We start from the raw sequence: 21,057 nt of genomic DNA on the forward strand, positions 1-21,057 counted from the left end.
ATTAGTTACATAAGGCTTTAACATAGGGCGTTTATAATAACAAGCATGACCCCCTTTTTTTATATATCCTTTGAGCCTGCACACCGTGTGCAGGCTTTTTTTTGCTGTCTTTTGATGTTAGCCCTTGACTTTAGTACTGCGGTTCATTACAATCAGAAAATAATATGTTGACTAAAGTCAATATCAGTCGTTTTCTTGAATTATATTACTGATTTGATGACGGGACCAAGTACTCCGTACCCACATGAACAGAGAGGAATCCCTTGGCTGTAAGGATTCTCTTGATGAGCGGACGAATGACTTCCCCGAGAACAGACGGCGAACACATCAGAGATGATTCTGATAGCCATTAGCCGGCCTGCGCAGGACGTGCGTTACACGTAGAGCGGAACGATGGTCTGATCGGATTGCAGCAAGGCAGTCCTTTATAATCAGATGATCACCTGAACGGCAAAAGTTTCAGGAGTTCCGGAATGTGGGTGGTACCACGGGTGAATGTATAAACACAATCTCTCGTCCCTTTGTTTGCTGTATGCAGCGACAGGGCGAGGGATTTTTTTGTTATATAGAGAAAATAGAGGCTGGAGGGATGAAAGATGGCTTTTCAGAAACCAACGGGAACACAGGATTTGCTACCTGGAGTAGTAGAGAAATGGCAGTTTGTCGAAGAGAAAATTAAGGATCTGTGTCGCCGTTTTAATTATCGGGAGATCCGCACACCCATTTTCGAACAGACTTCACTGTTTGAGCGAGGGGTAGGCGAAACAACCGACATCGTTGAAAAAGAAATGTACACGTTCAAGGACAAGGGTGATCGCAGCATGACGCTTCGCCCGGAAGGAACCGCCGGTGTTGTACGTGCTTTTGTAGAGAATAAGCTGTATGGGGAGCCAGATGTAACGAAGCTTTATTATGTAGGTCCCATGTTTCGTTATGAGCGTCCGCAAGCAGGACGCCAGCGCCAGTTCCACCAGTTCGGAGTAGAGGCATTCGGAGCAGTAGATCCGGCAATCGATGCAGAGGTTATCGCACTTGGTTATCAGTTCTGTGTTGAGCTGGGGTTGAAGGATGTCAAAGTTGAAGTGAACTCGGTTGGTAATGCGGCAAGCCGTGCTGCCTATCGTGAAGAGCTGCTGGGCTTCCTGAGACCGATGAAAGACACCTTGTGCAAGGATTGCCAAAATCGCATGGAACGCAATCCGCTTCGCGTCCTCGATTGTAAGGTGGATCAGGACAAATTTGTCGGTGCACCTTCCATTCTGGATAGCCTGGATGAGGAAGCAACGAACCACTTTGCCAAAGTTCAGGGATTCCTGGATGATTTCGGGGTGGATTATGAAGTGAACACGCGTCTCGTGCGCGGACTTGATTATTACACCATGACAGCATTTGAACTGAAGGCACAGGGGATTGGTGCCATTGATACCGTAGGCGGCGGTGGCAGATATAACGGCCTCGTTGGGGACATCGGCGGACCGGATCAACCGGGCATCGGTTTTGGTATCGGTCTGGAACGCATTCAACTGATACTGGAACACCAAAACATTGATGTAAGTGCCCTCACACCGCTTGATGTGTACTTTGTTGCCCTTGGAGAAGCAGCAGATCGGGAAGTAAATCGTCTGTTGTTCAAACTTCGTCAGTCTGGGCTTTCAGGTGAACGTGATTATCTAGGGCGCAAGATGAAAGCTCAAATGAAGTCAGCGGATCGTTACAAAGCTCGTTATACGGCAATTCTTGGCGATGATGAGCTGGAACGCGGGGAGATCGCACTCAAGGCAATGGATACAGGTGAACAGCAAACCGTAAAACTGGAAGAGCTGATTGCAACCATTCAGGGAGCCAAATAAGATCGCACAAGCCAGAGTAAGTTAAATTTAATATCAATATGATTCGGCAGCCTTACGGGGCCTGGAGTCCATTCAACCTAGATTTTGTCCAAAAATGGTACAGCTCCCGTAAGTATAACGCCTTTCAATACATCGTCTTCACGCAACCGCGCTGTTAAAGTAAGGGTCTTGGCCTACTTGCACAGAACGGAAATTCACATAATGAGGAGTTTGGTTATGAAAAGAAGTCATCATTGCGGCGCATTAACGACCGCACACATCGGCGAAACCGTAACATTGAACGGCTGGGTACAGACCCGCCGTGACCTGGGGGGCGTACTGTTTATCGATCTGCGTGACCGCAGTGGTATTGTACAAGTGGTATTTAACCCGGCATACTCCGGCGAAGCACTGCAAATTGCTGACCGGGTACGTAGTGAATATGTTATTGCCGTATCGGGTAAAGTGGTTAAACGTGATGAAGAGACCGTGAACAAAAACCTGCCTACAGGTGAAATTGAAGTTCAGATTACGGAAATCGAAGTGCTGAACGCGGCAAAAACACCGCCATTCTTCATTGAAGATGGTGTAGAAGTTGATGAGTCCCTTCGCTTGAAATATCGTTATCTGGATCTGCGTCGTCCGGAAATGTACGAAACATTGAAATTGCGTTCCAAAGCGTCCAAAGTATTCCGTGACTATCTGGATGGAGAAGAGTTTGTTGAAGTGGAAACACCGATTCTTACGAAGAGCTCCCCAGAAGGTGCGCGTGACTATCTCGTACCAAGCCGTGTGCATGAAGGTGAATTCTTCGCCCTGCCACAGTCTCCGCAAATTTACAAACAATTGCTGATGGTCGGCGGACTTGAGCGGTATTATCAAATCGCCCGCTGTTTCCGGGATGAGGATCTGCGTGCAGACCGTCAACCTGAGTTCACACAAGTCGACATCGAAACTTCCTTCCTGGAACAGGATGACCTGCTGCCGATGATGGAAGAGCTGATGGCCAAATTGCTTCGTGAAACGAAAGGCATTGAGCTTGAGCTGCCATTCCAACGGATTACGTATGCAGATGCGATGGGTAAATACGGTTCAGACAAGCCGGATCTGCGCTTTGGCATGGAACTGGTGGAAATGAACGATATCGTAGCGAACAGTGGTGTTAAAGTATTTGCTTCTGTCATTGAAAAAGGTGGAGAAGTGAAAGTGCTGAATGCCAAAGGCTGTGGCACGTGGAGCCGCAAAGAAATCGACGATCTCGGACCATTCGCAGCACGTTACGGTGCCAAAGGTCTGGCGTGGATTCAGGTGAAAGACGGAGAGTTCAAAGGCCCAATCGTGAAATTCTTTACACCGGAAGAGATTGAAGCGGTGAAAGAACGCACTGGCGCTGAAGAAGGCGACTTGCTGCTCTTCTCTGCCGACAACAAAAAAGTGGTTGCAGACGTTCTGGGTGCACTGCGTTTGAAAATTGGCCGTCAACTTGGTCTGATCGATGACAGCAAATTCAAATTCGCCTGGGTTGTGGACTTCCCACTCCTTGGATATGATGAAGATGCGAAACGTTATGTGGCAGAACATCATCCGTTCACTCGTCCAAAAGACGAAGATGTGGCTCTGTTCGATACAGACCCGGGTGCGATTCGTGCTCAAGCTTATGACCTTGTTCTGAATGGTTATGAAGTAGGTGGCGGTTCAATGCGTATCTACAAACGTGACGTGCAAGAGAAAATGTTCGCTGCCCTTGGACTTTCTCCAGAAGTATCCAATGAGAAATTCGGTTATCTGCTTGAAGCATTTGAATACGGAACTCCACCACATGGTGGTATTGCCTTTGGTCTTGACCGTCTCGTTATGCTGCTGGCAGGCCGTACAAACCTGCGTGAAACCATTGCCTTCCCGAAAACGGCAAGTGCAACCGATCTGCTCATGAACGCACCTTCTGAAGTAGACGGGGCCCAGTTGGAACAACTTCATATCCGTGTAGCCCGTAAACCGGTGGCGGAAAAGAAATAAAGGAGGCATCGATTCTCAATGCTCCATCAATTTTCAAGAACAGAGCTGGCAATCGGACCTGAAGGTCTGGATGCCTTGAAAAATAGTACAGTTGCCGTGCTTGGTATCGGCGGCGTGGGCGGTATTGCCGTTGAAGCCCTTGCTCGCAGCGGGGTTGGACGCATCATCCTGATCGATAAGGATGTGGTGGACATCACCAACGTTAACCGCCAGATTCACGCGTTGACCACGACCGTTGGTCAGAAAAAAGCCGATCTGATGGTGGACCGGGTCAAGCTCATTAACCCTGAGATTGATGCCATCGCCTTGAACATGTTTTACACGGAAGAAACGTATGAGGAATTATTTAAATATGAACTGGATTATGTCCTGGATGCATCCGACACGATCATCTACAAAATCCATCTCATCAAGGAATGCCTCAAACGTAAGATTCCGGTGATCTCCAGCATGGGTGCAGCGAACAAAATGGACCCTACGAAATTCCAGGTCGCGGATATTTCCAAAACGTCCATGGACCCGATTGCCCGTGTGGTTCGCACAAAACTGCGCAAAGAAGGCATCAAAAAAGGGGTTAAAGTGGTCTTCTCTACGGAGGAGCCATTAAAGCCGCGTGAAGATGTTACTCAAAAAATCGTTCCTGAGAACGCACCGGAAATTCGCAAGGCGAAACAGCCACCAGCGAGCAACGCGTTTGTTCCCCCGGTAGCCGGACTGATCATGGTCAGTGTGGCAGTCAAGGAATTGATTGAAAATGCAGCAAAGAAACAACAGTAATCTGTTGAGTGAAAAGCGTAGGTGCCTACAAGGCGCCTGCGCTTTTTTAATGGTCATCATGTGATGTACTTCATTCTCAAAACCGTGTATGATATGTGGTGCTGCGCGAAATGATGATAAATATATATAGAAATGGCAGTGTACATAGAGAGAGGGGAACAGAACGGATGAAACAAGGTTGGATGACCAGACGTCTCGGTGTGGAGCCGGGGGACCAGTGGAAAAAAGAGATTGTGGCGGGAGCCATCTCCTATTTTGCTGTCGTTTATATCGTAATGGTCAATGCTACAATTCTGGCAGATGCCGGCATGCCTTTACAGGCAGCGATGGTAGGTACACTGCTGACGTCTATTGCGGGTTGCTTGCTGATGGCATTCGGCGGAAAGTCACCTATTGTGGTTGTACCCGGAATGGGGATTAATGCATTCTTTACGTACACACTCGTACATTCCATGAAGCTGAGCTGGCAGGAAGCACTGGCCGTGGTGGCTGTTACAGGTATACTATTTGCAATCGTTGCATTTACATCACTATATAAATTGATTAGCGAAGCCATACCGAAAAACCTGCAGCATGGGATTACGGTGGGAATAGGTCTGTTTTTGACCTTTATTGGTTTGCAGAAAAGCGGAATTGTTATCGCTCATCAGACCACGTTTGTAGCGATCGGGCACTTCAATGATCCCAATGTCATTACGGCCTGCGTAACACTGGTGCTTGCTGTGATTCTATTCATACGTAATATTCAGGGCGGACTTCTCATCAGTATTCTGATCGGGACTGGACTTGCCTATGTGCTAGGTGCAGTGCACCCGGGTGAACCGGTGTCCGCGATGGAAGCGCTGCGTCAATACGGCGGGTTGTTTGGCGAATTGTCCCTGATGAAGCTGGCTGATGTTGCGTTTTGGATTGCTGTCTTTTTGCTGCTGCTGATTGTCGTATTCGAAAATATCGGATTGATTACGGCTCAGACGCAAATGATTGATCGCCCGCAGCGTTTTAAAGGCAGCCTGCGCGCTCTGTCGATCAGTACGGTATTAGCAGGTATATTCGGGAGCAGTCCACCTGTAGCTGCGGCAGAGACTACGGCAGGGATTGCAGCAGGCGGACGCTCAGGCTTGACACCGCTCGTTACAGCCGTGCTGTTCGGGGCCACTTTTTTCTTCATTCCGCTGCTCGGGTATATTCCGGACAGTGCAATAGCTCCCATTTTGATCATCATTGGCGGTTTAATGGTGCAAGGTGTGAAGGATATGGATTTTGGTGACTTTACAGAGGCATTCCCGGCATTTCTGATTATGGTCATGATTCCCTTTACGTATAGCATTGTGGACGGCATGGCGTTTGGTTTCATTGCCTATCCACTGGCGAAGCTGGCCGCAGGTCAGGGGAGACAGGTGCCTGTGGTCATGTATGGCATTGCCATTCTGTTTCTGGCCAACTTTGTATTACATGGCGTATTGTAATCAGTTGGGACGTAAGGACAAATCATTCGTGTAATGTCTAGTGAACAGGTGGAGAATGGAGGAACGGGGAATGGAAGAGAAGGAACAGACGGACCGGGTTGAACCGAAGCTGGGGAAAAAAGGATTCAAAGATTTCGTGAAGCTGATTGCTTCCACAGAACCTCCCAAACTCATTTTGATCGTCGCATTGATTCTGACCCTCATTCAGACTACGGCCGGGTTAATTGTTCCACTGATGACTAAAGGTCTGATTGATGGACTGACGATGTCTGCACTTAACAAATCCGTCATTTTTCTGCTGCTTGGCGCTTTTGTCATTCAGGCGATTGCTTCGGGCATCAGCATCTATATGTTGAATTATGCAGGACAACGCGTGGTTGCAACGCTGCGAACGAAGCTGTGGAATAAAGTGTTATCCCTGCCAATGCCATATTTTGATCGTAATCGTACAGGAGATACGATGAGCCGCATCACCAATGATACAAGCCAGATCATGACGCTGATTGCCGATTATCTGGTCTCCTTTGTATCCAATATCGTTGCGGTAGTGGGCGGAGTGGCTCTGCTATTCTATCTGGATTGGGTCATGTCGCTCATTATCTTAAGTTTGGTACCGTTAACGCTGCTGATTTTGCTGCCGGTTGGACGTAAAATGTACAAAATCTCCAAAAAGCAGCAGGATGAGATGGCTGGCTTCACTTCTGTGCTGAGCCAGGTCATTAGTGAGATCCGATTGGTAAAAGCGTATGGCACCGAAAAACAGGAGGCGGAAGCGGGACATTCCCGCATTGGCAAAATGTTCGCTTTTGGTTTGCAGGAAGCAAGAATCCTGGCGTTGATCGGACCGCTCTTTACCTTTGTCATGACCGCTGTATTGGTTGTTATTCTGGGGGTTGGCGGTATGCGGGTAGCATCTGGCATGTTATCACCTGGGGAACTGGTGGCCTTCATCCTGCTGCTGTTCCAGGTTATTATGCCGATGGGACAGTTCACGACACTGTATTCGCGTTTGCAAAAGGTGGTCGGTGCAACCGAGCGCATTCAGGCCATTCTTGCACATGAAGAAGAACCACAGCACAGTGTGAAGTCAGCTCCAAAAGGCAACGAGACGATTGCATTCAACAACCTGCATTTCGCCTATGTCACAGGAGAAGAAGTGCTGCACGGTATCCATTTAACCGTTCCTGCGCGTAAAGTGACGGCGATCGTCGGTCCGAGCGGCAGCGGCAAATCAACCCTATTCTCACTGCTTGAGCAGTTTTACCTTCCCGGTTCGGGTAACATAACTTACGGTGGACAAGACATAAGGGATTATTCGCTCGCCTCCTGGCGCAGCAAGATCGGATATGTTTCACAGGAGAGTCCGCTAATGGCAGGTACCATCAAGGACAACATTACCTATGGGCTTGGACGAGAAGCAAGTATGGACGAGATTCGGCACGCCGCAGACATGGCATACTCCTCCGCATTTATTGATAGCTTGCCCCAGGGTTACGAGACTGAGGTGGGGGAACGTGGAATCAAGCTTTCGGGCGGTCAGCGTCAGCGCATTGCCATAGCCAGGGCACTGCTGCGCAGTCCGGATATCCTCATGCTTGATGAGGCAACGTCCAGTCTGGACAGTACTTCGGAACATGAAGTGCAGCAAGCCCTTTCGAATTTGATGGAGGGACGGACAACGGTTGTAATTGCGCATCGTTTGTCCACAGTCGTGGATTCGGATCAGATTGTTGTACTGGAGCAGGGCCATGTCACCGGGACGGGAACGCATACAGAGCTAATCAGCACTCATTCGGTATATCGTGAGCTTGCTCAGAAACAATTTGTTGCACAGGATGGGAAGCCAGAGCCCGAGAAGTATTAATGGATAACGATGTGAACCGTTGTTCTACCCTCCTAAAGGGATGGGAACAGCGGTTCATTTGTCTTATCGTCCTGTTAGCTGTAGCTTTTTGCCATTCAATATGATATAGTGGGTATCCTTTTGTGTCGTCAGTTTGACTATGCAAAAAAACATATTCTTAGGAGGTAACTGAAACATGTCAGACAGCTTTCAAAGTGCCTATCAAGAAGAAGAGTACAGGTTAGAGCGAACGATGGAGGAAGTGGATCGTCAGCTGGAACGGCTGAAGAATATACCGGTTTATACCGGCCACGATTTCACCGAACAAGTGCTGGAAGCCGGACGTGAAGAGCGCCGCACCGCCTTGTCCAAGAGCGCGCAGCAACCCTATTTCGGACGCTTGGATTTCGAAGAACAGGGCAGCGGGGAACGGAAGCCGCTGTACATTGGCAAAGTCGGCGTAGACCGCGAAGAGGTGGGAGAGCATCCGCTCGTCATCGATTGGCGTGCTCCGGTCGCGAGCCTGTTTTACTCATTTACGGGAGGGGAAGCCTCCGCAACCTACGATGCACCGGAAGGTTTGATTGAAGGCCTGGTCTATCTGAAACGCAACGTGGTTATCCGGCAGCGGATATTGGAGCGCGTTGCAGATACATACAACCGGGATAGCGATCAGCCGGCCGTATCGGATGAGTTTCTCGTCTATCGGCTGGGAGAGAACAAGGATAACAAGCTTCGTGACATCGTATCCACCATACAGGCAGAACAGGATCAGATCATTCGTGCCGCAAGGAACACGGCATTGATCATTCAGGGTGTGGCGGGTTCGGGAAAAACAACCGTTGCCCTGCACCGGCTTGCCTTTTTGCTGTATCAGTACAAAGAGCAGGTATCTGCGGAGAAGATGGTTATCTTCGCACCCAACCACATGTTCCTCGATTACATCTCGGATGTACTCCCGGAACTCGGCGTTGGAGATATTCAGCAGCGCACGTTCCCGGATTGGGCGATGAATCTGCTGGGATTGGAGATGCCACTGGCAGATACGTCGGAGACACTGAATACCTGGTTTGAAACGCCGGAAGCACGTCCCGAATTGAATGACGACGTACCTGGGCGCTATAAGGGCTCGATACGCTTCATGAAACTCATTCAGGAATGGCTGTCAGGCATGGAGGAGGAATCGGTACCCGATCTGGACTTCACTCCCTGGGACGGTGCAGTACTTAGCAGGGCAGAGATCGAAAGCTGGTTTAGCGAAGAATATAAGCACTATCCACTGGCTAAACGTAAGGAGCGCGTGATGGCGCGTATTCACCGTTGGATCGAAATGGAGCTCAAGAAGCCTTGTCCTGAGAGCGTGCGCAAAGAACGCAAGAAGAAAGCAGCGACGCGTGAAAAAGCATATGCCAAAAAGTGGCCCCAATATGAACCGCTTACGCTGTATAAACAGCTGTTCAAGGCCGCTAAGGGTGGCTCAGTGCCTGCTTCACTAAGCAGTCTTATTCCCAAAGGTGTGATGAAGCAGACGACAGCAGATCTGAAGCAGGATGTTATTCGTGAAGAGGATTTGCCTGCGCTCGTGTATATTCACACGCTTATTCATGATATTGAAGGAGCGGAACGATTCGATCATGTCGTGATTGATGAAGCGCAGGATTTCTCGCCATTTCACGTCGCTCTGCTGGATCTGTTTGTCAAAGGACATTCCTTCACCATACTGGGTGACTTGTCCCAGGGCATACATGAGTATCGCGGGGTTCATGTATGGGAAGAGATGAGTACCCTGTTCCCAGACGAGCAGAATGCATATTTTGCCTTGACCCGGAGCTATCGTTCCACCATGGAAATTATTGATTATGCCAATACGATACTGGAACGTGGGGTCAAAAGCGGGATTACGGCGATTCCTGTCTTCCGGAGCGGGGATCCGGTTCGAACATTAGCCTATGAGGGTGAAGGAAGAACGCAGAGTCTTGAACGGGCTTTGAAGCTGTTAACGGTGAAAGACTACCGCACAGTATCCATTCTGACGCGTACCCTGCATGAAGCGGTTGAGCTTCATCGTGAACTTCTGGATGCGGGCTGGGACCTGAACCTGATTGATGGCGGCAAAAAGCAATATACAGGCGGACATTCCGTTTTACCTGTCTATCTGTCCAAGGGACTAGAGTTTGATGCGGTTATTGTGGCAGACGCGGATGAGCAGCATTACTTGTCTAATGCGGGCGACGCCAAGCTGCTGTATGTAGGCTGTACACGGGCATTGCACGAGCTGTGGCTGTTCCATGACGGTGACCTGCCGTCTTATGCGGCAGCAACACATCATTCGGAAGGCGAACCGGTAACCATTCAGGGTTGGCCGGACAGTGACACCGAATAAACATAATTTAAGCATTGTAATATAAATAAATATAAGGCATGACGTTCATGGGCAAATCCCATAAGCGCATGCCTTTTTTATTTTGGTATGACAACTTTAACTTGCTGGAGAAGAATGCCTGTGTAGTTCGGAAGGGTGTTCTTTCGTTTTCTGAGCAGATGAACGTCGATTGACCAGAAAAATACCAACACCAATGAGTATACCGCCTGCACCAACGAACCACTGAACCTGTTCCCCCAGTAAAACCCAGCTCGACAATACTCCAAAGAAAGGGGTGAGAAACAGATAAGAACTGGTTTGGGCGGGGTCACTATGCTGCAGCAAATAAAACCAGAGTGAGAACTGGATAATGGAGCAAGCAAGCGTCAACCAGAGCAGCGCTGCGACCGAAGTTGCGTTCACAATAAATTGAGGCTGTTCAGTACATGTGCTTAGCAGGAGTAACACTGCACCTCCAGCGAGCATCTGGTACGCGGTAAGCACAAAGGTATCGTAACGATCACCCCAGCGTTTAATAAGTAATGTGGAGACTGCGAAGGAAACCGCACCACCAATTCCAATCCAGGTTCCGGGGCTAAAACTCATATGCGAGCCAAAGGTTAACAGGACGCCGGCGAGGCCGAGGATTACACCAATCCACTGGCTGAAGCGATACGTTAACCGATACAATAAAGCACTGATGATAATGACCAGCAACGGATTGGTAAAGGTAAGAATGGCAGATTCACCGGATGTAATCCAGTTCATGCTGTAATATGCGCATCCCATCACTCCAGCAGATTGGAACAGGCCAATTAAAATGATTCTTAGCCAGGCTTGCCATCCTGTAGGTAGAGGGCGTTTCCGCAGAAACCAAGCCATCAGGCCCCCTGCCAGTACGTAACGCATGCCCATGAGCAGGAACGGTGGAGCATACAACATGCCGATTTTGCCAACCGGAAAAGAAGTTCCCATAATGAATGTCGTTAACAAGATCCATATTGTATATTTCAATGGTTTCAACGCGCGGCTGTCAGCTTGTGTACCGGGGCTCATAACGTCTGACCGCTATCTACGGTAATCAGCTGTCCGGTCATGGATGGCTGTTCAAGCGCGGCGCATATCATGTGCGCAATATCCTCAGGAGAGGAAATTCTCTGTAATAACAGCGAGCCACCGAGACGATTCATTCGTTCCTCGTTTCCTGCCCACCAACGGGTTGCAACGGCGCCAGGGACAATGGCATTCACCCGAATCAGCGGTGAGAGTGCGTGGGCAAGTGATAAGGTCAGGCCGTGAACTGCCGCTTTGGAAACCGCATAAGGGAGGGATGAGCCGGAACCTGTGCTGCCCGCAATACTTCCCAGATTCACAATGGAGCCGCCGCCGGCTTGCTGCATCCCCTCCGTCACTGCACGAGCGCAATAAAACATGCCCCTCACGTTCACATCATACAGTTCATTCCAAACATCCTCCGTAACGGATTCCAGATCCTGCAGAGGAATGTGCCGGGTGATTCCGGCATTGTTAACAAGGGCAGTTATGGGACCATACGTTTCAGTAACTATAGCCACCATCTGCCGGACGTCCATGTCACTAGCAACGTTGGCTTGAACAGTGAATGCCTGACCTCCTTCATCCACGATCTGTTGAACCGTTTCTTCTGCCGCTTCCCGAGACCGGGAGTAGTTGACGGCGACCCTTGCTCCCTTTTGAGCCAGCAGCAGACTCACCGCACGACCAATGCCTGTTCCGCCGCCTGTAATTAAGGCTACTCTGTTGTTCCAGTATGTCATGTTGAACACTCCTTATCATCATCCAGCTGGTGAACTGGTTTGGGATCTACATGAATTGTAGTCCTGTTTGCGCATGGAGTATAATGATTGTTAGTGAACTGGCCATCATTTTGAATGATGTCAGAAGTGGGGGATAAGATGGAGAGCGGAGATCTTCGAATATTTCAATGTGTGGCACAGGAAGGAAACCTGACGAAAGCTGCTTCGAAGCTGGGATATGTGCAATCCAACGTCACGGCCCGGATCAGACATCTGGAAGCGGAGGTGGGCACCAAGCTGTTCATTCGTCACAACCGGGGAATGACGTTATCTCCAGCCGGAGAGATGCTAATGAGTTATGCAGATAAAATCATTGGTCTGCTGAACGATGCTTCCAAAGCGCTTCAGGCGACAAGTGCGCCATCGGGTCCATTGCGAATAGGCTCTACGCAGACTGCAGCTGCGGTTCGTTTGCCCGAACTTTTTGCAGAATATTATAGGCAATATCCCGATGTGTCCTTGTCACTGACTACTGGGAATTCGCAAGAGCTTATAGACCAAGTTATCGGGTATGAATTGGAAGGTGCATTTATTGGTTGTGCCTGCGATCATCCCGAGATCGCGTCTCTGGATGTATTTGATGAAGAACTGTTTGTGGTTTCATCTGGTGTAATGCCAGAAGATGAGCTTACACGTAAACCGATCCTTGTTTACAGCATGGGATGTTCCTACCGCCAGACGTTAGAGGAGTGGTTGCTATCCTGCGGCGTAAATCGCCCTATAATCATGGAATTTGGCACATTGGAAGCCATTATCAGTGGCGTAGCGTCGGGGATGGGCATCTCATTGTTACCGGAGATTGTTATTCGTCAGCAGATGAATAGCGGCATGCTTCGCAAGCATTCGCTTCCCGCGGGCATGAGCCGGATGATGACTCGTTTTATTACACGCAAGGATGCGTTTGTCAGCAGTGCGCTCGGTGCATTTATGGCTATGCTGCCGCGGGATTATGATATGATAGAGAGTAGAGAATATTGAGGTGTTTAGATCCAATCTAGGATAGGTAATCCGTTAAGGAAGTGATAAGCAGTGGATTTATTTTCGTTTCAACAGGACTCCAAGCCCCAGGCAAGACTGCTTGCTGATCGCATGCGACCAGAGCATCTTGATGAATATATTGGACAAGAACATATTATTGGACCAGGTAAGCTGCTGCGGCGCGCGATTGAAGCGGACCAGATCTCGTCCATCTTGTTATACGGCCCTCCCGGCTGCGGGAAGACGACGCTTGCACACATCATCTCCAAGCATACACAGGGAGAGTTTGTTCGTCTGAATGCGGTAGACGCCTCGGTGAAGGACGTTCGTGAAGTTATCGAGCAGGCACAGACAAACAAGCAGCTGTACGGAACCAAAACCATATTGTTCCTGGATGAGGTACACCGCTTCAACAGTTCCCGTCAGGATGCATTGCTGCCAGCAGTGGAGAAGGGCACCATCATATTTATCGGTGCTACGACAGAGAATCCATTTCACTATGTGAATGGTGCCTTGTTGAGCCGTTCAACCCTCTTTCAGCTCGAGTCGCTGAACACGGCACATTCGCTTATTGCGATGCGCCGTGCGCTGGCGGATTCCGATAAAGGGCTTGGATTCATGGAACTGCAGGCAGATGACGAAGCTCTGGATCATATTGCCACCATGGCCAATGGAGACATTCGGCGTGCTCTAAATGCGCTGGAACTGGCTGCGCTGACCACGCCGCCTGAGAAGGATGGGTCCATTCATATTACGCTTGCCGTGGCAGAGGAGTCGATTCGTCGTCCGATTGTGAAGGCGGATGAGTCCACGCAATATGATGTGCTGTCTGCTTTTCACAAGAGCATTCGCGGTTCCAGTGATGCTGCATTGTTCTGGTTTTTGTACGCAGTAGAGAAGCTTGGCATGGACCCGATGACATTTATCAGGCGTCTGATTGCCGCCAGCAGCGAAGATATCGGTCTGGCGAATCCACAAGCGATGACCCAGGCTATAGGTGCGCTGGATGCCTACCGTAACAACGGATGGCCCGAAGCGAAGCTGAATATTGCACAGGCCATTTTATTCGCAGTGGAAAGTCCGAAGTCGAATGCGGTATACACGGCCATTTCGAAGGCGATGAGCGCCATCAATGAGGTGAAGTCGGCTGAGGTACCGCTCCATTTAAGGGATACCCATTACTCGGGAGCAGTGAAGCTGGGACATGAAGGTTATCAATACCCCCATAATTATCCGGGGCACTATGTGAAGCAGGAATATCTGCCCAAACAGCTCTCGCGAAGAGTATTCTATGAAGCAACAGAGCAAGGCAATGAGTCGAAAATCAGGCTGAACCAACAGCGGAGAAAAGAACTGTAAGATTGATGACCCGGGAGATGCATACAACATGAAAGAGCTTCTGTATATAGGCGCTGGCGGATTTGTGGGTACATTGACCCGATATGCCATTCAATTGGGGATACCATCAGCCAATGTGGGCTTTCCTTGGGCAGTCCTGCTGATTAACGCGATTGGCAGCCTATTTTTAGGATGGTTCTTTACCATCGCCGTCCCAGACAAAATAACACCACAACTTCGTCTTGCAATAGGCACCGGATTTACAGGTGCATTTACTACGTTTTCTACGTTTACGCTGGATATTGTCCGCCTATCGGAGAACGGCATGTGGACGAAGGCCGTAATTTATATCGTGGCGAGTTTGCTTGCGGGTTTGCTGCTCTGTGCGTTGGGAATCCAGCTTGGGCAGCTCATGCGGGGTAAATCGTCACAGGATGGTGCAGCATGATGATCTGGATTGGACTGGCAGGTACTTTGGGGGCCATCCTTCGTTACAGTCTGGGGCGATGGATCTCAGGAAAATTGGGCACAGCTATCCCATGGGGGACCTGGATCATTAATATCAGTGGTTCTCTGCTGCTGGGCTTGTTATATGGATGGCATCAATCGGAGATGATCTCGGGTGGACTTTGGGTTGTGTGGGGCACCGGATTTTGCGGAGCCTATACAACGTTCTCGACCTTCGGGTATGAAACGATTCAATTGCTCACCATGAAACGTTATCCATCAGCTATTCTATATGTAGTAAGTTCCGTTTTACTGGGTGTAGCTGCCTGCTTTGCTGGCGATTGGTTAACAGCATAACTAAAAATTTTAAATGTTTTTTCAGGAAAAAGCAGGAAAAAAGCCATCCTTCATGGTATACATGAAAGATGGCTTTTATGATGGGAATACAGGGTATTCCACATCATCTATACATATTGGAGGCTTTCCTGATTATTGCATCGCTGGTACAGGTACTTTTTGAACCTGATCAATCGTGCCACCACCGAGACAAACATCACCATCATAGAATACAACGGCTTGTCCCGGGGTAATCGCCTTTTGTTGTTGATCGAACTGTACATCGACGCTTCCGTCTTCCTGCCAAGTCAGAGTAACACCTTGATCCGGCTGACGATAACGGAATTTGGCGGTGCAGCGGAAAGGTACGTTAGGCACTTGGTCCGCACCAGCAATCCAGTTAACGCCAGTAGCCGTCAAACCTGTTGAGTACAGGCTCGCGTGCGCATCGCCTTGAACCACAAGCAGCTGATTTTTCTCCAGATCCTTATCGGCCACGAACCATGGTTCACCATTGCCGGAACCGCCAATACCCAGACCTTGGCGCTGTCCGAGGGTGTAATACATCAGTCCGTCATGACGGCCTTTTACTTCACCCGTTACAATATCAACCATGTCTCCGCCTTTGGCAGGAAGGTAGTTGCTCAGGAATTCCTTGAAGTTGCGCTCGCCAATAAAGCATACACCTGTGCTGTCTTTTTTCTTAGCCGTGTACAGACCTGCCGCTTCAGCAATTTTCCGTACTTCCGGTTTGGGAAGATGGCCGATCGGGAACATCGCTTTGGACAGCTGGTTCTGGCTTAGTGCATTAAGGAAGTAGGTTTGGTCCTTGTTGCTATCCACGCCTCGCAGCAGTTTGAACGTGCCGTCTTCTTCGATAAGGCGAGCATAGTGCCCTGTGGCAACATAGTCTGCGCCCAAATCAAGCGCCTTGTTCAGGAATTCGCCAAATTTGATCTCGCGATTGCACATGACATCTGGATTTGGAGTCCGACCTGACTTATATTCATCAAGGAAATAGGTAAATACTTTATCAAAGTACTCTTTCTCGAAGTTGACAGTGTAATAAGGAATGCCGATCTGTTCACAAACCCGGCGAACGTCCTCTGAATCTTCTTCAGCGGTACAGTGGCCGAACTCGTCCGTGTCATCCCAGTTTTTCATGAAAATGCCGATGACATCATATCCCTGCTCTTTCAGCAGCAAGGCGGTAACGGAAGAATCGACACCTCCGGACATGCCAACGACGACCCGAGTATTTTCAATTGTTTTGGACATCGTTATCACCATTTCTATATATAAATGTGTTTCGTTTCTATTTTAGCATAACCGGACTCAAGTTACGATACACCCGGCCAATTTTGGATAGTGTCCACTCCAGGCGCACAATTTGGAATATCGTCAATCTTTCTTTTCCATAAAGCTTGCAGATATGTTAACATTAGCTGAGGGTTATAATCGGAATACGGAGGATTACGTGCACAAGATCTGTATTATTCATATCCCGCTGTGGCGGATCATGAAAAGACGGTCTTGCATCACGCCAAGTATATAGTGTAATTGTTTTTCTGAAAATTGAAAGAGGTGACTCCTTTGAAAATATCGACAAAAGGCCGTTATGGGCTAACTATCATGATGGAGCTGGCAGCCAGAACTGGCGAAGGCCCTACATCCCTTAAAAGCATCGCGGAGCGCAACCAGCTCTCGGAACATTATCTGGAGCAGCTGATCGCACCGCTGCGTAATGCCGGACTCGTGAAGAGTATCCGTGGAGCATACGGCGGTTATATCTTGGCAGGAGATCCAGCGACAGTAACTGCAGGAGACGTGATTCGTGTACTGGAGGGGCCGATCTCCCCAGTGGACTTCACCGAGGAAGATGACCCAGCCAAACGGGATCTGTGGCTGCGCATTCGTGACAGCATTGCAGAGGTGCTGGATTCCACAACGCTCAAAGACCTGATTACATTCCAGGATCAGGAACAAAAAGACAGCTACATGTTCTACATCTAATCAAGGTTGATTATGGAACATTCAGCCATACACTAAAGCCCCCATTATGGGGGCTTTAGCCATGCAAAGCAACATTTTATACCAATAAATCATATGGAATTTCAACATATAACGGGGTGAATTCAATGAATAGAATTTATTTGGACCACGCTGCATCCACGCCCATGCATCCGCAGGTGGCGGAAGCGATGATGAAAGTCATGACAGGCCAATACGGCAATGCTTCGAGTATACACTCTTTTGGACGGGATGCGAAGCGGACGGTTAGCGGAGCAAGGGACAGTATTGCGGCTTATTTGGACTGTTTCCCGGATGAACTCGTATTCACGAGTGGTGGCACGGAAAGTGATAATCTGGCGATCTTTGGCGCCGTTTCTGCACGAAAAGATCAGGGGAAACACGTGATTACAACGGTGATCGAGCATCATGCGGTTCTTCACAGCTGCCAAGAGCTTGAACGTCAAGGTTATGAGGTTACCTATCTGCCTGTAGATGAGTATGGAAGAATAAGTTTGGATGAGCTTCAGGAGGCTATTCGTCCGGATACGGTACTGATTACGATGATGTTTGCCAATAACGAGGTAGGAACGATTCAGCCCATCCGCGAAATAGGGGAGCTGGCACGGAAGCATCAGATTTTGTTTCATACCGATGCAGTACAGGCTCTGGGGACCCAAAACATCTCTTGTAAAGATCTACCGGTTGACTTGATCAGTTTCTCTGCGCATAAAATTAATGGGCCCCAAGGTGTAGGGGCACTTTATGTGCGTCGTGGCATTGTACTGGAAGCCAAATCCCATGGAGGACTGCAAGAGCGTCAGCGCCGAGCAGGTACGGAGAATATAGCAGGAATTGCCGGATTTGCAGAGGCACTCAAAATTGCGACAGCGCAAGCAGAGACGCATCGTCAGGATGATCTGAAATTACGGAAGCTTTTGTTAAAACAGCTGGAAATCCATGTGGGCAAAGCCCATTTTCACGTGAACGGTCATCCCGAATATACGCTTCCCAACATTCTGAATATCAGTTTTCCTGAGGTATCTACAGAAACCATGTTAATGAACCTGGATATGGAAGGCATCGCGGTTGCGAGCGGTTCTGCATGTACTTCAGGCTCTCTCGAAGTATCTCATGTACTCAAAGCAATGATGCTGCCGGAGGCATTTTTGCATTCAGCGATTCGTTTTAGCTGGGGATTGGGTAATACTACGGAAGAAATCATGAAAACCGCCGAAAAAATTGGAACCATTCTTGAACGATTGCGTAATAGACCCTAAGGGGCTCTTTTGCACATGGAACAAAAGGAGGGAAGAAGTTCCATTTCATCGGTTAGATAGAAGCGGTTTTGATGATCGGCGTCTGATTGCCACTCATCAACTTTGGGCATACCTAGCAATAGCGCCGCGCCTATTTAATGATAAGAAGATGAGGAGGACCCTGCGATGAAGCTTCAGGAAATGATCGGACTAGCCGTTTTTGATGTCGAGGACGGGAAACAGGTCGGTAAGATCCAGGATTTCATTGTTAGTGACGATTGGAAAATTGAAGGCATTGAACTTGAGAACAAAGGCCTGTTTACCAATCATGTCAAAATCGTGCAGTGGCAAGACATTGTTGCCTACGGCGAAGATGCCGTCATGATCCGTAATCAACAGGCTGTCCGCAAGACGGGAGCCGACGACATAAAACACACGTATCTTCTTGGCCAATCTAAATTGAAAGAGATGTCCGTGCTGACCGAGGAAGGTTTGCTGCTTGGACGAGTCTCCGATGTTTATTTTGACCAAGAGTTGGGAAATACAATAATAGGGATTGAAATTACGGACGGTTTTGTGTCCGATCTGATCGAGGGCCGTAAATGGCTGCCATGTACAAGCGATATGTCTATCGGGGAAAGTGCCATTATGGTGCCTCCACTGAGTGAGCAGCGCTTGGAAAATGCCATTCATTCTGTTAATGGATAGGTGAATGTATATGAAATGTCCAAATTGTAGTTCAAAAGATATCGGGAAAATTGGTTCCCACCAGTTCTATTGCTGGGGTTGCTTTATTGAACTGAACGTAAACGGTGAGAAAATGTCTGTATATCAAGTTGAAGAAGATGGAACGCTCAGCTCGCTTGACGATCTGTTCTTCGGGGAAGAGCTGCCACAGGACTTCCCGCATCTGCACGCATCTTCTTAAAATGCGAGTGAAACTTCCTCTATATGCGGTTTTGTGACAACGAACGTCACGGACCATGTCGCAAAGCGCCGACAGATGTGTATAGATGACAGTTACATAGCAGTCTGTCCAGCCTGTATTAATGTATGCTGGGGCAGGCCTCAACATGCGTCTCCTTCCTTAGTGAGGGGGACGCTTTTTTGTTTTCTTCTTTTCCACATCTGTGCGGGGTTAATAAATATTCCCTTTCCTACATATACTGACTCTCAGAGCCAGTCCAAAGGGGAGAGATGCAAGTGGAGCAATTAACCAAAAACAAGCTGTTCCGTTATGCCATCTGGCTGCTGCTCGGCTTGATTATTCTGTATTTTATATGGCTGTTAAGGCCCCTGCTGCTTCATATATACGGATTCCTGAAAACCGTACTTGCACCGTTTATCGTGGCCCTTATTATTTCCTATGTGCTTAATCCCATTGTAAGTATGCTGGGCGGACGGAAGGTGCCACGCTCCATCGCTGTTTTGCTGATCTATGCTTTTTTTCTCACCTGTATCGGCGTCATACTCATGAATGTCATTCCGGTGCTGATTGAACAGCTTGAAGAATTGAACGAGCATATGCCTGAATTGTCGATGCGCGCACAGAGCTTAATGAACAGCATGGATCATAAATTGATGCCACCAAGTGTACGCACAGGCATGAACAGCTGGTTCTTCCAGATGGAAGACCGTCTTACCCAAGGCATAACGATGCTGATGGACAACATCGGAGCCACGATCAATGTGCTGTTTAACGTATTTATTGTGCCGTTTCTCATTTTCTATATGTTAAAAGACTTTGAGGTGTTCGAACGCACGGTCGTTGCGTATTTGCCGCGTTCTCGCCGCAAAGCCATCGTATCGGTCATGAAGGAGATTGATACGGCACTCGGCAATTATATTCGGGGACAGTTCATCGTCTGTGTCATTGTTGGCATCTTCGCCTATATCGGTTACGTGATTATTGATATGCCTTACGCACTGCTGCTGGCAAGCATTGTGGCCGTATTTAATATTGTGCCATACCTAGGGCCTTTTCTGGGTGCGGCGCCAGCTGTAGTTATGGCTTCAACCGTATCTGTTAAAATGGTCCTGCTGGTGGTCATCGTAAACACGCTATGTCAGGTGTTGGAGAGCAATGTCATCTCCCCGCAAGTTGTAGGGCGGACGCTGCATCTGCATCCATTGTCGATTATTTTTGCGCTGCTTGTAGGTGGTGAACTGGCAGGGATTGTTGGTCTTATTTTGGCGGTGCCTGTTTTTGCCGTTCTGAAAGTCATCGTGCAGCACTTTTTTGCCTACTACATCAAGCGAAGAACGGATTAAGAGCCCGAGAATGAGCCGTCTTGGGGGTACATTGACACTCGCATGGCGTATCGATATAATGAAGTCACATGTTTCAAAAATGAAATCGATGATGAAATGAAGTACGCCGAGGGTTCCTTTCCTCAGAGAATAGACTTCTTCGGATCAAATTCAGATCTGACCGATGGCTGGAAGAGTCTTGAAAGTTGAAGCGGCGGAAAGCTGATTTCGGAGTGCAGGACAACCCTGCCGGGCGCGACCGTTATTCGCATCAACGAGGAGATTGCTGATTGGTCCGAAATGAGGGACAG

The 21,057-nt window shown here is 48.7% G+C and carries 18 protein-coding genes; 15 read left to right on the top strand and 3 right to left on the bottom strand.

Going from position 1 to position 21,057, the window contains the following annotated elements:
* The first annotated feature begins 596 nt into the window (after window positions 1–596).
* From hisS to CHI14_RS15990, 6 genes are all read left to right on the top strand, one after another.
* On the top strand, window positions 597–1,850 hold the full coding sequence (gene hisS / locus CHI14_RS15965) for a histidine--tRNA ligase (RefSeq protein WP_095289506.1): 1,254 nt from the start codon (window positions 597–599) through the stop codon (window positions 1,848–1,850).
* Window positions 1,851–2,066: 216 nt separating this feature from the next.
* Window positions 2,067–3,845: an aspartate--tRNA ligase gene (aspS, locus tag CHI14_RS15970; protein WP_095289507.1), complete on the top strand. Its 1,779-nt coding sequence runs from the start codon at window positions 2,067–2,069 to the stop codon at window positions 3,843–3,845.
* A gap of 18 nt (window positions 3,846–3,863) precedes the next feature.
* Window positions 3,864–4,622 (top strand): tRNA threonylcarbamoyladenosine dehydratase, encoded by a 759-nt coding sequence (locus tag CHI14_RS15975; protein WP_095289508.1) that lies wholly within the window; start codon window positions 3,864–3,866, stop codon window positions 4,620–4,622.
* A 167-nt stretch (window positions 4,623–4,789) separates the two neighbouring features.
* The gene (locus tag CHI14_RS15980) at window positions 4,790–6,088 is read left to right on the top strand and encodes an NCS2 family permease (protein WP_095289509.1); all 1,299 of its coding nucleotides are present in this window, start codon (window positions 4,790–4,792) and stop codon (window positions 6,086–6,088) included.
* Between the two features lie 55 nt (window positions 6,089–6,143).
* The gene (locus tag CHI14_RS15985) at window positions 6,144–7,952 is read left to right on the top strand and encodes an ABC transporter ATP-binding protein (RefSeq protein ID WP_095289510.1); all 1,809 of its coding nucleotides are present in this window, start codon (window positions 6,144–6,146) and stop codon (window positions 7,950–7,952) included.
* 175 nt (window positions 7,953–8,127) lie between these two features.
* A complete protein-coding gene (locus CHI14_RS15990; RefSeq protein WP_095289511.1) occupies window positions 8,128–10,314 on the top strand; it encodes a HelD family protein in 2,187 nt (728 codons plus the stop codon).
* Window positions 10,315–10,410: 96 nt separating this feature from the next.
* Here the strand turns inward: CHI14_RS15990 and CHI14_RS15995 are convergent, their stop codons facing one another.
* Window positions 10,411–11,349, bottom strand: coding sequence for a DMT family transporter (locus CHI14_RS15995; protein WP_481856421.1), 939 nt, complete (start codon window positions 11,347–11,349; stop codon window positions 10,411–10,413).
* Entirely contained in the window at window positions 11,346–12,089 is a 744-nt protein-coding gene (locus tag CHI14_RS16000; RefSeq protein WP_095289512.1) for an SDR family NAD(P)-dependent oxidoreductase, read from the bottom strand. Before CHI14_RS16000 ends, CHI14_RS15995 begins: the two co-directional genes overlap by 4 nt.
* A gap of 138 nt (window positions 12,090–12,227) precedes the next feature.
* On the opposite strand from CHI14_RS16000, the gene CHI14_RS16005 reads away from it, so the two are divergent.
* Genes CHI14_RS16005 through crcB (CHI14_RS16020) form a run of 4 tightly spaced genes read left to right on the top strand, consistent with a single transcriptional unit; the run spans window position 12,228 to window position 15,248 of the window.
* On the top strand, window positions 12,228–13,106 hold the full coding sequence (locus tag CHI14_RS16005) for a LysR family transcriptional regulator (RefSeq protein WP_095289513.1): 879 nt from the start codon (window positions 12,228–12,230) through the stop codon (window positions 13,104–13,106).
* 51 nt (window positions 13,107–13,157) lie between these two features.
* On the top strand, window positions 13,158–14,465 hold the full coding sequence (locus CHI14_RS16010) for a replication-associated recombination protein A (protein ID WP_095289514.1): 1,308 nt from the start codon (window positions 13,158–13,160) through the stop codon (window positions 14,463–14,465).
* Window positions 14,466–14,493: 28 nt separating this feature from the next.
* Window positions 14,494–14,892, top strand: a complete 399-nt coding sequence (gene crcB, locus CHI14_RS16015; RefSeq protein ID WP_095289515.1) for a fluoride efflux transporter CrcB — start codon at window positions 14,494–14,496, stop codon at window positions 14,890–14,892.
* Window positions 14,889–15,248, top strand: coding sequence for a fluoride efflux transporter CrcB (crcB, locus tag CHI14_RS16020; protein WP_095289516.1), 360 nt, complete (start codon window positions 14,889–14,891; stop codon window positions 15,246–15,248). The genes crcB (CHI14_RS16015) and crcB (CHI14_RS16020) overlap by 4 nt, the downstream gene beginning before the upstream one ends.
* Window positions 15,249–15,380: 132 nt before the next feature.
* On the opposite strand, the gene mnmA is transcribed toward crcB (CHI14_RS16020), so the two are convergent.
* Window positions 15,381–16,505 carry a tRNA 2-thiouridine(34) synthase MnmA gene (mnmA, locus tag CHI14_RS16025; protein ID WP_141236692.1) on the bottom strand — a complete coding sequence of 375 codons (1,125 nt, stop codon included), beginning with the start codon at window positions 16,503–16,505 and terminating at the stop codon, window positions 15,381–15,383.
* Window positions 16,506–16,820: 315 nt separating this feature from the next.
* Here mnmA and cymR point away from each other — a divergent pair, with 315 nt between their 5' ends.
* From cymR to CHI14_RS16050, 5 genes are all read left to right on the top strand, one after another.
* A complete protein-coding gene (cymR, locus tag CHI14_RS16030; RefSeq protein ID WP_076287765.1) occupies window positions 16,821–17,240 on the top strand; it encodes a cysteine metabolism transcriptional regulator CymR in 420 nt (139 codons plus the stop codon).
* 125 nt (window positions 17,241–17,365) lie between these two features.
* On the top strand, window positions 17,366–18,517 hold the full coding sequence (locus CHI14_RS16035) for a cysteine desulfurase family protein (protein ID WP_095289517.1): 1,152 nt from the start codon (window positions 17,366–17,368) through the stop codon (window positions 18,515–18,517).
* Window positions 18,518–18,682: 165 nt separating this feature from the next.
* Window positions 18,683–19,204 (top strand): PRC-barrel domain-containing protein, encoded by a 522-nt coding sequence (locus CHI14_RS16040; RefSeq protein ID WP_095289518.1) that lies wholly within the window; start codon window positions 18,683–18,685, stop codon window positions 19,202–19,204.
* A 10-nt stretch (window positions 19,205–19,214) separates the two neighbouring features.
* Window positions 19,215–19,424, top strand: coding sequence for a hypothetical protein (locus CHI14_RS16045; RefSeq protein ID WP_095289519.1), 210 nt, complete (start codon window positions 19,215–19,217; stop codon window positions 19,422–19,424).
* Window positions 19,425–19,699: 275 nt separating this feature from the next.
* Window positions 19,700–20,767, top strand: coding sequence for an AI-2E family transporter (locus CHI14_RS16050; RefSeq protein ID WP_095289520.1), 1,068 nt, complete (start codon window positions 19,700–19,702; stop codon window positions 20,765–20,767).
* Window positions 20,768–21,057: the final 290 nt, after the last annotated feature.

It is taken from the genome of Paenibacillus sp. 7516 (assembly GCF_002272715.1).
Taxonomy (GTDB): domain Bacteria; phylum Bacillota; class Bacilli; order Paenibacillales; family Paenibacillaceae; genus Paenibacillus; species Paenibacillus illinoisensis_A.